Here is a 14,172-nt window from a genome sequence, read left to right as displayed (position 1 = left end):
CCGGGCGGGGCTCACCCCTGTGACCGTGGGCCGGACGGCGGTGCGAGCATGGCCCGGTGGACCAGCACGACAGCTTCTCCGGAGACAGCGAACCGACCGAGGAGGCCGAGGCCGCCGCGCGCGCCGAGGCCGCTCGCGAGGTGCACCTGACGATGGACCTGTGCCTGCGGATCGGGGAGATGCTGCTCTCCTCGGGAGCGGGTGCCGCCGACGTCACGGCCACGATGCGCTCGGTCGCCGACCACCTCGGGCTGCGCCAGGCCGAGATCGACGTGACCTTCACGGCGCTGTCGATGAGCTTCCAGCGCTCGCCCGACGACGTACCGATGCTGATGATGCGCCACGTGCAGCAGCGCGACATCGACTACGAGGACCTCACCGCCGTCGACCACCTCGTGCGCGACATCCTCACCGACCGGGCCGACCTCTACCTCGCGCGCTCCCGGATGGCCACCATCGTCTCGCTCGGCCACGCCTTCCCGCGCTGGGCGGTGACCGTCGCGTGGGCGGTGATGGCCGCGGCGGTCGGCGTCTTCCTCGGTGGCGGCCTGGTGGTGTCGGTGGTGGCGGCCGTCTCGGCCACGCTGATCGACCGGGTGCAGATCGTGCTGGCCCGTCGGCGGCTGCCGTTCTTCTACCTCCAGGTCGCCGGCGGCGCGATCGCCACGCTGCTCGCCGCGGGGGTGGCCGCCACCCCGATCGAGGTCGATCCGTCGCTCGCGGTGACCGCCAACATCATCATGCTGCTCGCCGGCATCGGCCTGATGGGTGCGGTGCAGGACGCGCTCACCGGCTTCTACCTCACCTCGAGCGCGCGCCTCATCGAGGCGATGATGTCGACCGCAGGCATCATCGCCGGCGTCGCGCTGGGCATCTCGGTCGCCGACACCCTCGGCTTCGAGCTCGGCCGGCTGGTGCCCGGCAAGCTCGGCAGCATCTCCGAGCTCCCGTTCGTGCTGGCCGGGGCTGCCGTCTCGGCGGCGGCCTTCAGCGTCGCCTGCTACGCCCCGCGCCGCGCCGTGCTGCCGATCGCCGTGACCACGGCGACGGCCGCGCTCGTCTCCCAGGCCGTCGAGCTCAACGGCTTCGGCCGGGTGGCGGGCGCCGGGATGGCGGCGTTCTTCATCGGTCTCGTCGCCTACGCCGTCGCCGGCCGGGTGCGGGTGCCCCCGCTGGTCGTCGCGGTCCCCGCGATCGTGCCGTTCCTGCCCGGTCTGTCGATCTACCGCGGCCTGACGTTCCTCGCCGACGGCGGCTACTTCGTCTCCCAGGGGATCCTGGCGCTGATGACCGCGATCTCGGTCGCCATCGCGCTGGCCTCCGGAGTGATCCTGGGGGAGTACGTCGCCCAGCCGCTGAAGCGCGAGGCCCGCAGGCTCGAGAGCCGGCTCGCCGGCCCGCGCCTGGTCGGACCGTTCCGCGCGATGACCCGCGCCGAGCGGCGGGCGGTCAGGAAGCAGTCAGACGGCTGAGCTCGGTGAGCCAGCGCTCGTGCGTCCCGTCGTACGGCGCCTCGCCGGCGCGCACGGCCGCGAGGACCTCGTCGCAGCCGGCCTGCGCGGCCTCGACGACGTCGGCGGGATAGCCGAAGGCGACCTGGTGCTCGGCGAACTCGTCCTCGTCGTCGACGAACACCTCGCCCGCCACCCGGCCCGCCTTCTCGGCCTCGGCGTAGACCGACGCCGGGAGCGGGTCGGACATGCGGATCACGTCGAGGTCGAGGTCCACCGCCCGTAGCACCGTGCCGTCCCAGCGCCCGGGCGTGGCGATGTCGACGTAGAGGTCGCACCAGATGCCCGGAGCGTGGAAGGTGGCGGCGTACCACCCGTCGGACGGCACCAACGTCACGCAGTCGACCTCGGAGTGGAACTCGTAGCCGGGACGCCGGTTGTGGGTGCCCGCCGGGAAGCCGAGCCACTCGCCGTGCTCGTCGGTGCCGAGGAAGATCCCCGCGAACTGCCAGTGCGGCCGCTCGCCCCACTTCGTCATCTCGCAGCGGATCTGGGTCCCGGGCTCCATGCCCGACAACCTAGCGACCGGGCACTTCGTCGCGCTGAGAGTTGGTGACCGGGCGCTTCCTCGCGCTGAAGGCGACCCACCGGGCGCTTCCTCGCAGTGGAGCTCAGGGACCCACGCGACGAAGCGCCCGCTCGGCATGTTCCAGCGCGACGAAGTGCCCGCTCGGCGTGTTCCAGCGCGAGGAACCGCCCGGTCACGGGGGAGGGTGACTGTCGACTACCCGAGCGAGGAGTGGCGCAGCCGTGCCGCCTGCCTGGTCAGGTGGGTCTTCTCCGCGACGTCGGTCGCGAGGGAGGCTGCCTCGGCGTAGAGCCGCGCGGCGAGGTCGTGCGCGCCGTCCTTCTCGTGGAGGTACGCCGCCACCGCCCGGTGGCGCGGCAGGGCGGGGTCGACCTCGGCGAGCGCCGCGAGGCCCGCGCGGGCGCCGTCGGCCTCGCCGACGGCGACGGCCCGGTTGAGGCGTACGACCGGGCTGCCCGTCAGCGCCAGCAGCTCGTCGTACCACTGCACGACCTGCACCCAGTCGGTCTCCCCGGCGGTCGCGGCGTCGGCGTGGAGGGCCGCGATCGCGGCCTGGAGCTGGAGCTCGCCTCGGCGCTCCTGTGCCAGCGCGGGCTGCAGGATCCTCACGCCCTCGGCGACCAGGTCGCGGTCCCACAGGCTCCGGTCCTGCTCGGCGAGCGGGACCAGGGTGCCGTCGGCACGGAGCCGCGCCGGCCGTCGCGCATGGTGCAGCAGCATGAGGGCCAGCAGGCCGTCGCTCTCCGGATCGTCCACGAGTGCGGCCAGCTGCCGGGCCAGCCGGATCGCCTCGGCGGCGAGGTCGACGTCTCCGGAGTAGCCCTCGTTGAAGACGAGGTAGAGCACCCGGCGGACGGTGGCGAGGTCACCCGGGCGGTCGAAGGACGCCTGCGCGCCCGTGCGCTTCGCGCGGCTGATGCGCTGCGCCATCGTGGCCTCGGGGACGAGGTAAGCGTCGGCCACCTGCCGCGTCGTCAGGCCCGCGACCGCTCGCAGCGTCAGGGCCACCGCCGAGGCCGGCGTGAGCGCGGGGTGGGCGCACAGGAAGAAGACCTCCAGCGTGTCGTCGGCGTCGCGTGCCGGGCCGGCCGCGGGCTCGACCTCGACAGCGACCTCGCGCCGCCCGCGCGCGGCCTCGGAGCGTACGACGTCGAGGTAGCGTCGCCACGCGACCGTCACCAGCCACCCCTTCGGGTCGCGGGGCGGGTCGGTTGGCCAGGTCCGCAGCGCCTCCACCAGCGCCTCCTGCACCGCGTCCTCGGCCGCCGCGAAGCCTGCTCCGCGGCGGGCGAGGACGCCGATGACCGCCGGGACCAGCTCCCGCAACGGCACCTCGTCGAACGGGTCCATCAGGTGCGCGCGTCAGTCCTCGGTGGCGGACGGGGCGCCGTAGAAGGGCCGCACCTCGAGCCACTCGTGGATCGGGCGGCCGCCGGCGCCGGGCGCCAGCGACAGCTCGCCGGCCAGCTCGACGGCGCGGTCCCACCCCTCGACGTCGACGACGTACCACCCGGCGATGAGGTCCTTGGTCTCGGCGAAGGGGCCGTCGGTGATCGGCCCGCGCCCCTGGTCGTCGGCACGCACGAAGGCGCCCTCGGGGGAGAGGGCCTGCGCGTCGACGAGCTCGCCGTTGGCCTCGAGGCGCTCGCCGAAGGCCTCCATGAAGGCCATGTGCGCGTCGACCTCCTCGGGGGTCCAGCGGTCCATCGGGACGTCGTTCACCGTCGCGGGGGTGCCGCGGTAGTGCTTGAGGATCAGGTACTTCGGCATCTCGTTCTCCTGGGTCAGGTGCAGCCCATCATGGCCGCGTCCACCCCGGGGTCGGAGCCGCCGGCGTGTTCTCGACATCGTTCCTGCACAAAGGTCCCAACCGATCGGCTCCGCTCCCCGTTAATGGGGTGAGACTGTCCGACGAGGGGGACGCACATGGTTGATCGCGACGCCGAGTTCACGGCGTACGTCGTGCAGCGGCGCCCACAGCTCTACCGGCTCGCCTTCCTGCTGTGCAGCGACGCCCACCGCGCGGAGGACATCGTGCAGACCGCGCTCGCCAAGCTCTACACGGCCTGGGACAGGGCGTCGCGGCTCGACGGGATCGACGCCTACGTGCGCCGGATCGTGGTCAACAGCCACCTCGACGACACCCGCCGACCGTGGCGGCGCGAGCGGGTCCGCGAGACCGAGCACCTCGACGGCCCCGCCGTCACACCGCTCGGCGTCGAGGAGACCGATGCGCTGTGGTCTGCGCTGCGCGCGCTGCCCGAGGGCCAGCGCAGGGTCGTGGTGCTGCGTCACTACTGGGGCCTGTCGGTCGAGGAGACCGCGCGTGACCTCGGCATCAGCACCGGCACCGTCAAGAGCCAGAGCTCGCTCGCCGTCCACCAGCTCCGTCGGGTCCTGGACCCGGCCCCCAGCACGGGATACCGCCGATGACCGACCTCGATGACCGACTGCACGCACTCGCCCACGGGATCGACGTGCCGACCACGCCGGCCCACGACGACCTCGTCCGTGGCCGCCGTCGCCGGCGCCGACACCAGTGGGCCTTCACCGGCGGCGCCGCCCTCGCCGCGGCCTCGATCGTCGGGGCCCTGGCGTGGGGAGGTGGCGGCACGCGCGCGGAGCCGGTGGGGCCGGCCGACCGGTCGTCGAGCACGGAGTCCCCGACCGACCGGACGCAGGACCCCGAGATCGGCGCCCTCTCGTCCGACAAGCAGCTGCACGACCTGCTCGTCGACCGGCTCGGGCTCGAGTCCACCTATCCCCACCGGGTCTCCTTCCAGCCGAGCTATGACCGGCGGGGGCGTGTCGACATGCTCGTGCCGACGGTGGTCGTCCGCGACGACCGCACCGGCGAGGTGGGGGAGGTCTCGGCGCGCGTGTCGCGCAGCTGGGGGGCCACGGAGTGGCGCGAGTTCTCCTGCCATCCCGACTGCGCGACGTACGAGCTCGACGGCCGTGTCGTCGAGGTGGGCCTGTACGCCAACCAGTGGGGCTGGGCCACGCAGCGGGCGGACGGGACCGTGGTCGTGCTTCTCCTGCCGCAGTCCGCCACCGCGATGGGGATCGAGCAGGCGCAGGTGGACGCCGTGCTGCGCGAGGCCTCGTTGTCGGACACCGTGGACGAGGCAGCCGCGTGGTACGCCACGATGCTCGAGCGCGGCCTGTGGCACTTCATGGTGGGCCAGGACTCCGTGGTGACTGGAGACCTCGCCGACGCGACGGGGCCGACCGTCGTCGCGTCGTCATCGATCGCCGGCATGGTCGCCGGCGAGGTGCGATGGGAGGGGGAGCTGCTCGTGACCGCCCCGACCGGCTGCCCGGCGGGATTCCGGTGCGAGGTCCGCGACATCGAGGGCCTGGACTTCACCTTCAAGTGGATCGAGGGAGGTGAGCACGACGGCTGGATGTGGGTCGAGCACGACGGGCCCCGCGTCCGCTCACGTGTCCTGCTCGAGCCGTGGGGCGACGGCGTGTCCGTTCCCCTCGAGCGGGTGGCGGGCCTCCTCGCCGACCCGTTCTGGCAGGACCTCGCGGCCTCGCAGAGCGTCACCACCGGCTGACCGGGTCTGGGCGAACCTCAGGGCTGGCACACAGGTCCCGCACAGCCGGCTCGCGCACGCTGGGGGACATGAGCGGCGACAAGACCCACGACGTCCGATCCCGGGGCGGCCCAGCCAACGGCCCGGCGCGGCTTCCGCGACCGGTTCCGCACGCTGCGCAGCTCCGACGGCAGCCGTACGTCCGGGCTGGCCGCGCTGATCGCCTCGGCGCTGGCCGGCGTGACGTGGGCGGGCTCGGCCTGGCCCCCGTGCACGCGGTGACCGACGACCGGGGTCGCGACCACGACCGCGGCGCGTGGGTGGAGCGACGTGGTGACGACGGCCCCGGCGACCGGGGCATGCACCGCGGCCCGCGCGGCGTACCCGGCCAGCTGCCCCCGACCACCGCGCCCGACGACGACAGCTCCAGCTCCTGAACGGATGTGGGCTTTGACCGTGCTCATGGTCGAGGGTTGTCAGGGTCTCCCGGAGGTTGTCAGGCCGTGCAACCCCTGACAACGTGAGGGATCCCCGGCCGACCGGGGATCCCGAGTCGGACCCGGTCGCCCGCAAACCCCTTGCCGCCGTGGGCGAGAATGTCGCCCGTTGTGAAGATCACCTATCCGCCGGAGCTCCCGGTCTCCGCGCGCCGCGACGACATCGCCGCGGCCATCCGCGACCACCAGGTCGTGATCGTGGCCGGCGAGACCGGCTCCGGCAAGACCACCCAGCTGCCGAAGATCTGCCTCGAGCTCGGCCGCGGCAAGGGCCGCGCCGAGGGCGGCGGGCTCATCGGCCACACCCAGCCGCGCCGCATCGCGGCCCGCTCGGTGGCCGAGCGGATCGCCGAGGAGCTCGGGACCGAGCTCGGTGACGTGATCGGCTACCAGGTGCGCTTCACCGACCGGACGAGCAAGGCCAGCCGGGTCAAGCTGATGACCGACGGCATCCTGCTGGCCGAGCTCCAGCGCGACCGCGACCTGCGCAGGTACGACACGATCATCATCGACGAGGCGCACGAGCGCAGCCTCAACATCGACTTCCTCCTCGGCTACCTCAAGCGCCTGCTCCCGCGCCGGCCCGACCTCAAGGTGATCATCACCAGCGCCACCATCGACGTGGACCGCTTCGCCGAGCACTTCGGTGATGGCCAGAGCCGCGCGCCCGTGGTCGAGGTGTCGGGGCGTACGTATCCCGTCGAGGTCCGCTACCGCCCCCTGCTCGAGCTGCCGGAGGACGACGAGGAGGGCGAGCCGGTCCAGCGCGACCAGACCGAGGCGATCCTCGACGCCGTGCGCGAGCTGTCGGCCGAGGGTCCCGGCGACGTGCTCGTCTTCCTGCCCGGCGAGCGCGAGATCCGCGACACCGCCGACGCGCTCGACGCCCTCAAGAGCGACCGGCTCGAGGTCGTGCCGCTCTACTCCCGCCTCAGCGCGGCCGACCAGCACAAGGTGTTCTCCAGCCACCCGTCCACCGTGCGTCGGGTCGTGCTCGCCACCAACGTCGCCGAGACGTCGCTGACCGTGCCCGGCATCCGCTACGTCGTCGACACCGGCGTCGCACGCATCAGCCGCTACTCCGTGCGCACCAAGGTGCAGCGCCTGCCGATCGAGCCGATCAGCCAGGCCTCGGCCAACCAGCGCTCGGGTCGCTGCGGCCGCGTCGCGGAGGGCATCGCGATCCGCCTCTACTCCGAAGAGGACTTCGAGGCCCGCCCCGAGTTCACCGACCCGGAGATCCTGCGCACCAACCTCGCCAGCGTCATCCTCCAGATGGCCTCGCTGCGCCTGGGCGACATCGCGCGCTTCCCCTTCGTCGAGCCGCCGGACCGTCGCAACATCAAGGCCGGCACCGACCTGCTCGAGGAGCTGGGTGCGATCTCTACCGCTCCGCTGGTCGAGGAAGGGCGAAGCCCTGTCACGAGACCCGGGTCTCGTGACGGGCGCCGGGGCGCCCTCCTCGACCAACGAGGGAAAGGCGTACGCCTAACGCAGGTCGGCAAGCGGCTCTCCCGCCTGCCGATCGACCCTCGTCTGGGCCGGATGATCCTCGAGGCCGAGCGGCTCGGCTGCGTGCGCGACGTGCTGGTGATCGCCGCCGCGCTGTCCATCCAGGACCCGCGCGAGCGCCCGGAGGAGCAGCGCGCCCAGGCCGACCAGCTCCACGCCCGCTTCACCCACGAGTCCAGCGACTTCCTCACCTGGCTCAACCTCTGGCGCCACGTCAAGCAGCAGCAGAAGGAGCTGTCCTCGAGCGCCTTCCGGCGCATGTGCAAGCGCGAGCACCTCAACTACATGCGCATGCGGGAGTGGCAGGAGTACGAGTCCCAGCTGCGCCAGGTGGCCAAGGAGATGGGGCTCGAGATCGGTCAGCCGTCGGACACCCCCGACGAGGACGGCATCCACCAGGCCCTGCTGTCCGGGCTGCTCAGCCACATCGGTGCGCTGGAGGAGCGCGACAAGGCCAAGCCGGGGGAGCGGCGTCCGATGCGGGAGTACGTCGGCGCCCGCAACGCCCGCTTCGCGATCTTCCCCGGCAGCGTGCTGAAGCGACGCAACCCGGCCTTCCTGATGAGCGCCGAGCTCGTCGAGACCTCGCGGCTGTGGGCGCGGCAGAACGCCGCCATCCAGCCCGAGTGGGCCGAGCGGCTCGGCGCCCACCTGGTCAAGCGCACGTTCTCCGAGCCGCACTGGTCGCGCAAGCGCGCCGCGGTGATGGCGCGCGAGCGGGTCACGCTGTACGGCGTTCCGCTGGTCGCCGACCGCCTCGTGCAGTACGGCCGGATCGACGCGCCGCTCGCCCGCGAGCTCTTCATCCGCCACGCGCTGGTGCAGCGCGAGTGGGACTCCCGCCACCGCTTCCTCGCCGAGAACGCCCGCCTGCTCGAGGAGGCCGAGGAGCTCGAGCACCGCGCCCGGCGCCGCGACATCGTCGTCGACGAGGAGACCCTCTTCGAGTTCTACGACGCCCGCGTGGGCGCCGACGTCGTCAGTGGCCCGCACTTCGACCAGTGGTGGAAGCGGGCGCGCCAGAAGCGGCCGGACCTGCTCACCTTCGACCCGGAGATGCTCACCCACGACACCGCTGACCAGGTGCGCGCGCACGACTTCCCGACCCAGTGGCTCTCGGAGGGACCCGGCACCCACGAGGCCGGTCTGACCTTCCCGATCAGCTACCACTTCGAGCCCGGCGCCGCCGACGACGGCCTCACCATCGACGTCCCCGTCGCCACCCTCAACCGGGTCGAGGCCGACGACTTCTCCTGGCTGGTGCCGGGCCTGCGCGAGGAGCTGGTCACCGAGCTCATCCGCTCGCTGCCGAAGAACCTGCGCGTCGCGATGGTGCCCGCCCCCAACACCGCGCGCGAGTTCCTCGCCGCCACCCCGCCCGGCGCGGAGCCGCTGCTCGACGCCCTGGAGCGCTTCGCCCGCAGCACCCGCAGCCTGGTCATCGACCGCGAGGCGTGGGACTGGTCCAAGGTGCCCGAGCACCTGCGTCCGACCTACCGCGTCGTCACCGAGGAGGGTGCCGAGGCCGGCCGCGGCAAGGACCTCGACGCCCTCAAGGAGCCGCTGCGACCCACCTTCGAGCAGGCGATGGCCGACGTGGCCGCGGATTCCGGCGTCACGGCCACGGGCCAGGTGTCGTGGACCTTCGCCACGATCGAGGAGTCCTTCGTGCAGCGCCGCGCGGGCCACGAGGTGCGCGGCTTCCCCGCGCTCGTCGACGAGGGCGCGTCGGTCGGGCTCCGCGTCCTGGCCACCGCCGAGGAGGCCGCCGCGCACCACCGCCTCGGCGTACGCCGCCTCGTGCTGCTCGCTCTCGGTCCCGCCGATCCGGTCGACGTCGTGCTGGCCGCTGCGGGCCTCGACCAGCGCGCCAAGCTCGCCCTCGTCGGGTCGCCCTACCCGTCGGTCTCCGACCTCCTCGAGGACCTGCGCGCCGGGATCGTCGGCGAGGTCGTCGACTCCCGGCAGCCGGTGCGCGACGAGGCGGCGTACGACGCCCTGGTCGCCGCGGCACGCGACGCGGTCGCCGAGGGCACGAGCATCGCTGTGCACGACGTGATGCGGGTGCTGGAGGCCTGGCGCGCGTGCGACAAGGCGATCTCCGGGCGCGCCGACCTCGCCACCCTGCCCGCGCTGACCGACATGCGCGCCCAGGTCGGCCGGTTGATGGTGCCGGGCTTCGTGGGCGAGGCGGGTGTCAGCCGGCTGCGCGACTACCCCCGCTACCTGGCCGGCGTGGCGCACCGGCGCGAGCGGCTCAACGCGCAGGTCGCCCGCGACCGGCAGCTGATGGACCAGCTCGCGGGCCTGCAGGAGGCCTGGCTGCACGCGGTGGCCGCGCTGCCCGAGGGACAGCCGGTGCCCCGGCGCCTGCGCGACTCGCGCTGGCTGCTCGAGGAGTACCGCATCTCGCTGTTCGCCCAGCAGCTCGGCACGCGGGAGAAGGTCAGCGACCAGCGCATCCGCAAGGTCATCGGCACGACCTAGGCCGGCCACGACCTAGGCTGGGGCGGGTGAGCGACCGCACCCACCACCGTCCGATGACGCCCGGCGCCGGCTTCTTCGCCGAGATCGCCGGCGGTGCCGACCCGGCGGTGCTGCGCGAGGCCGGCGACCTGGCTGCCACGGTGCTGGTCCGCGGGGCGCGCAGCTCCGACGACCCTGCCCTGGCCGAGCGCATCGTGCACCTCGCCGAGACCGAGGGTCTCGAGACGCTCGCCGAGGTGTGGTCCGGGGCGCCGGCCGACACGCTGGCGGGGAGCCTGTGGCGGCTTCTCCTGCTGCGCTCCTGGGTCCACGCCGACCCCGAGCGGGTCGCGAAGGAGTACGACGCCGGCCATCGCCGCGTGGACGTCGCCCGGGTCGTCGCCGGGGTCGCCGACCCGCCCGGTCCCGAGGAGCTGCGGAGCATGGTCGACGAGGTCCTGCGCGGCATCGCCGGCGGTGACTTCGCCGTCACCCTCTTCCGGGCGGCGGCCTTCGCGCGGATCGTCGCCGCGGGCCGCGCGGCCCTCGGCTCCCCGCACGAGGAGATCACCCGGATGCTGGTGCTCTCGGAGCAGCTGGAGGCCGCCGGTCAGGGGGAAATGCGCCACGCGCTGGGTTGAGCCGTTAAAATATGGCTGTGAGTGCGTCGGGCTGTGGCAGCCCCGGGTCCCACAATAAGCCGCTACGAGCGGCCACGCGCCGTGAGGCGCTCCCGGTCCGGCGCACTCGCACACACCTCTAGTCTCGGGGCATGAGCCTCCTGCGCCGCGTCGCCGCCGTCATCTCCGGAGCCACGTCGGGCACCACCGCCTGGTCCTCCGCGACACCGTCGACCGCCCCCGCGAGCGGGGTGTCCTCGCGCTACGCCCCCGAGATCGACGGCGAGCCCGACCCGGGCGAGGTCGTCTGGGCGTGGGTGCCCTACGAGGACGACCCGAGCCAGGGCAAGGACCGCCCGGTCCTGGTGCTCGACACCGCTGGGGACGGGGAGGCAGACGGCTGGGTCGGGCTGATGCTCAGCAGCCAGGACCACGACCGCGACGCCGCCGACGAGGCCCGCCACGGGCGCTACTGGATGGACGTCGGCTCCGGCGGCTGGGACTCCCAGGGCCGGCCCAGCGAGGTGCGCCTGGACCGGCTCATCCACCTGGAGCGCGACGGCGTACGCCGTGAGGGTGCTGCGCTGGACGCCCGGATCTTCGACGAGGTGGTCGCGGCGGTCCGTGGGCTGCCCCGTTAGGGTTTCGCCGTGCCCGGTCGTCGCGTTGCCCGTCTGTTCCCCCGCGCCCGAGCGCGCCGTGCCGCCCTCGTGGGGACTGCCCTCGCGGTCGCGCTGACCACGGCCGCCTGCACCGGCGACGCCGAGCCGGACCCGCAGCCCGCCCCCTCGCCGAGCCAGGGCCAGGGCGGCGCGTCGGAGAAGCCGCGCAAGATCGTGTTCGGTGCTTACGGCAGCGAGGAGGAGGTCGCGGCCTTCCAGAGCGTCGTCGACTCCTTCAACGCCACCTCGACCACACGCCAGGTCAGCCTGCGGTCGTGGCCCGACCACGAGTCCGCGCTCGCGGACGTGCTGGCGGGCGACGCGCCGGACGCCTTCCTCACCTCGCGCATCGACCTCGACCAGCTCGTGGAGGCCGAGGCACTCCAGCCGGTGAGCCTGCTGCTCGACGAGCGGGGCGTCGACTTCGGCGACCGCTTCTCGCGCGACGCCGTCGACGCCTTCGCGATGGACGACGAGCTGCAGTGCATGGCCTACTCGGTGTCCCCGATGGTCGTCTACTACAACACCGACATCGTCGACTTCGACCGGATGGAGCGGCGTGAGCTCGACGTGCCCACGCCCAACGACGACGGCGTGCGCGAGCGGTGGACGCTCGCCGAGTTCGGTGCCGCCGCGACCTTCGCCTCGCGTCGTGGCGACCGCCGTGGCGTCTGGATCGACCCGACCCTCCAGGGCCTGGCGCCCTTCATCTACTCCGGGGGCGGCCAGGTCTTCGACGACGACCGCGAGCCGACCTCGCTCGCCTTCTCGGACGACGACACCCGCGAGGCGCTGGAGCAGACGCTGGAGATCCTGCGCGACCCCACGATCACCCCGACCAACGCCCAGCTCGCCCGGGCGACGCCGGTCCAGCTGTTCAAGCGCGGCGAGCTCGCGATGGTCGCCGGCTTCCGCAACCTCGTGCCGGAGCTGCGCGAAGCCGAGGACCTCGCATTCGACGTCATGCCGATGCCGACCATCGGGGACCGCGCGACCGTCGGTGACATCAGCGGCCTGTGCATCTCCGCGGAGTCCGACAACGTCGGTGACGCGGCCGACTTCATCGCCTACGCCGTCTCCGACGCCGCGATCTCCACGGTGTCCTCGACGGGCTACATCGTCCCGGCCAACACCCAGGTCGCCGCGTCCGAGGACTTCCTGGCCCCCGAGGACCAGCCGGCCAACGCAGAGGTCTTCAACTCGAGCATCCGCTACATGGTCGTCCCGCCCTTCATCGACCAGCGTGACGAGCTCGTCGAGGCGGTCACGCCGCTGCTCGACCGGCTCGTGACCGCGCCGGGGATCCTCGACCTCGAGCAGGTGACCGAGGAGATCGACATCACCTCGCGTGCGGTCCTCTCCCCCGAGGAGACCGAGGAGACCGAGTCGCCGAGCGAGAGCCCCTCCGAGTCGCCCACCGAGTAGGTATCTGGGGACGTTCTGGTAGGCCGATCCGCCCGAACACCCACCAGATCGTCCCCAGATATCCAGGCGCGGGCTACTCCGGTGCGGGCTCGGGTTCCGCCTCGGCCTCGGCCTCGGCGCCGAGGATGGCACCGACGAGCGCTCCGGTGACCAGCTCGGCCTGCCAGGGGCGCGCGCCGTACGACGCCAGCTGGGCGCGCACGGCCTCGGCGAGCCCAGCTGGCTCGCGGGTCTCCGGCGGTGTCCACATCACGCGGCGGAGGTAGTCGGGGGTCAGCAGGTTCTCGACCGGCAGGTGGTGGACCTCGGCGAGGTTGAGCATGGCCTCGCGCGCGGCCTTGAAGCGGCGGTCGGCCACGGGCTCGCGCTCGGCCCAGGTGCGCGGGTGCGGAGGCCCGTCGCCGCGGGGTGCGCGGGTGGGGAGCTCGTCCTCGGACATCTCGCGCACCCGCTGCAGCGCATCGACCCACGTCGAGGAGTAGCGGCTGGCGCCGCGGCCGTGGAAGCCCGGGGTCGCGAGCAGCGCGCGGCGATCGGTCGGCATGGCAGTGGCGGCGGCGACGATGGCGGAGTCCGGAAGGATCCGGCCGGGGGTGACGTCGCGCTCGGCGGCGATCGCGTCGCGCGCCTCCCACAGGGCCCGCGCCGCACCGAGGGCCCGTCGCCCGCGCAACCGGTGCACACCCGACGTACGCCGCCACGCGTCGACGCGCACGGCGGGCTCGAAGCCGAGCAGGTTCTCGAACTCCTGGCGCGCCCACTCGGCCTTGCCGGCCTTCTCGAGCTCGGTGACCATGTGCTCGCGCAGCTCGAGGAGCACCTCGACGTCGAGGGCGGCGTAGTCGAGCCACGGCGTGGGCAGCGGCCGGGTCGACCAGTCGGCCGCGGAGTGCTCCTTGCGCATGCGCAGGCCGAGCACGGTCTCCACGAGCGTGGCCAGGCCCACCCGCGGGTAGCCGAGCAGCCGGCCGGCGAGCTCGGTGTCGAAGATGCTGGTGGGGGAGAGGCCGACCTCGCGCAGGCACGGCAGGTCCTGGGTGGCGGCGTGGAGGATCCACTCGGCGTCGCCGAGCGCCTCCTGGAGCGGGTCCAGGGTGGTCAGCGGGATCGGGTCGACCAGCCAGGTGCCGGCGCCCTCGCGGCGCAGCTGGATCAGGTAGGCGCGGTTGGAGTAGCGGTAGCCCGAGGCGCGCTCGGCGTCGATGGCGATGGGTCCGGTGCCCGCGGCGAGCGCCGCGCACGCCTCGGCCAGCCGGGCGTCGGTCTCGACGACCTCGGGCAGGCCGTCGCGCAGCTCGAGCAGCGGAGCGGGAGGTGCCTCGGGCTCGACGGCCCCTGGTGCAGCGTCGGGCTCGACGGTCTCGGGCTCGATGGTCTCGGGCTCGGTGTCAGGGGTCTCGGGCATCGC

At 73.1% G+C, this 14,172-nt stretch carries 12 protein-coding genes; 8 read left to right on the top strand and 4 right to left on the bottom strand.

Features of this window, described 5'->3' with window-relative positions:
• The first annotated feature begins 56 nt into the window (after nucleotides 1-56).
• Nucleotides 57-1,472, top strand: coding sequence for a threonine/serine exporter family protein (locus tag CFI00_RS19610; RefSeq protein WP_242532517.1), 1,416 nt, complete (start codon nucleotides 57-59; stop codon nucleotides 1,470-1,472).
• On the opposite strand, the gene CFI00_RS19605 is transcribed toward CFI00_RS19610, so the two are convergent.
• The 3 genes from CFI00_RS19605 to CFI00_RS19595 all read right to left on the bottom strand — a co-directional run bounded on the left by CFI00_RS19605 (nucleotide 1,450) and on the right by CFI00_RS19595 (nucleotide 3,810).
• A complete protein-coding gene (locus CFI00_RS19605) occupies nucleotides 1,450-2,019 on the bottom strand; it encodes a DUF402 domain-containing protein (RefSeq protein ID WP_207082652.1) in 570 nt (189 codons plus the stop codon). The genes CFI00_RS19610 and CFI00_RS19605 overlap by 23 nt on opposite strands.
• A 216-nt stretch (nucleotides 2,020-2,235) precedes the next feature.
• Nucleotides 2,236-3,390 (bottom strand): DUF6596 domain-containing protein, encoded by a 1,155-nt coding sequence (locus CFI00_RS19600; RefSeq protein ID WP_207082651.1) that lies wholly within the window; start codon nucleotides 3,388-3,390, stop codon nucleotides 2,236-2,238.
• A 12-nt stretch (nucleotides 3,391-3,402) separates the two neighbouring features.
• Nucleotides 3,403-3,810 carry a YciI family protein gene (locus CFI00_RS19595; RefSeq protein ID WP_207082650.1) on the bottom strand — a complete coding sequence of 136 codons (408 nt, stop codon included), beginning with the start codon at nucleotides 3,808-3,810 and terminating at the stop codon, nucleotides 3,403-3,405.
• A gap of 156 nt (nucleotides 3,811-3,966) precedes the next feature.
• Here CFI00_RS19595 and CFI00_RS19590 point away from each other — a divergent pair, with 156 nt between their 5' ends.
• From CFI00_RS19590 to CFI00_RS19560, 7 genes are all read left to right on the top strand, one after another.
• A complete protein-coding gene (locus CFI00_RS19590; protein ID WP_207082649.1) occupies nucleotides 3,967-4,473 on the top strand; it encodes a SigE family RNA polymerase sigma factor in 507 nt (168 codons plus the stop codon).
• Nucleotides 4,470-5,603, top strand: a complete 1,134-nt coding sequence (locus CFI00_RS19585; RefSeq protein ID WP_207082648.1) for a hypothetical protein — start codon at nucleotides 4,470-4,472, stop codon at nucleotides 5,601-5,603. Before CFI00_RS19590 ends, CFI00_RS19585 begins: the two co-directional genes overlap by 4 nt.
• A 68-nt stretch (nucleotides 5,604-5,671) precedes the next feature.
• On the top strand, nucleotides 5,672-6,019 hold the full coding sequence (locus tag CFI00_RS19580) for a hypothetical protein (protein ID WP_207082647.1): 348 nt from the start codon (nucleotides 5,672-5,674) through the stop codon (nucleotides 6,017-6,019).
• Between the two features lie 159 nt (nucleotides 6,020-6,178).
• Nucleotides 6,179-10,078, top strand: a complete 3,900-nt coding sequence (gene hrpA, locus CFI00_RS19575) for an ATP-dependent RNA helicase HrpA (protein ID WP_207082646.1) — start codon at nucleotides 6,179-6,181, stop codon at nucleotides 10,076-10,078.
• Between the two features lie 26 nt (nucleotides 10,079-10,104).
• On the top strand, nucleotides 10,105-10,698 hold the full coding sequence (locus CFI00_RS19570; protein ID WP_242532516.1) for a hypothetical protein: 594 nt from the start codon (nucleotides 10,105-10,107) through the stop codon (nucleotides 10,696-10,698).
• Between the two features lie 131 nt (nucleotides 10,699-10,829).
• A complete protein-coding gene (locus tag CFI00_RS19565; RefSeq protein WP_207082645.1) occupies nucleotides 10,830-11,318 on the top strand; it encodes a type II toxin-antitoxin system PemK/MazF family toxin in 489 nt (162 codons plus the stop codon).
• A gap of 9 nt (nucleotides 11,319-11,327) precedes the next feature.
• Nucleotides 11,328-12,764 (top strand): extracellular solute-binding protein, encoded by a 1,437-nt coding sequence (locus tag CFI00_RS19560; RefSeq protein ID WP_207082644.1) that lies wholly within the window; start codon nucleotides 11,328-11,330, stop codon nucleotides 12,762-12,764.
• Between the two features lie 73 nt (nucleotides 12,765-12,837).
• Here CFI00_RS19560 and CFI00_RS19555 read toward each other — a convergent pair whose 3' ends face one another.
• Nucleotides 12,838-14,169, bottom strand: coding sequence for an HRDC domain-containing protein (locus CFI00_RS19555; protein ID WP_207082643.1), 1,332 nt, complete (start codon nucleotides 14,167-14,169; stop codon nucleotides 12,838-12,840).
• Between the last annotated feature and the right edge of the window lie 3 nt (nucleotides 14,170-14,172).

It is taken from the genome of Nocardioides sp. S5 (genome assembly GCF_017310035.1).
Lineage (GTDB): Bacteria > Actinomycetota > Actinomycetes > Propionibacteriales > Nocardioidaceae > Nocardioides.
The sequence above is the reverse complement of the archived record's forward strand: the minus strand, read 5'-3'. Positions and strand labels throughout refer to the sequence as shown.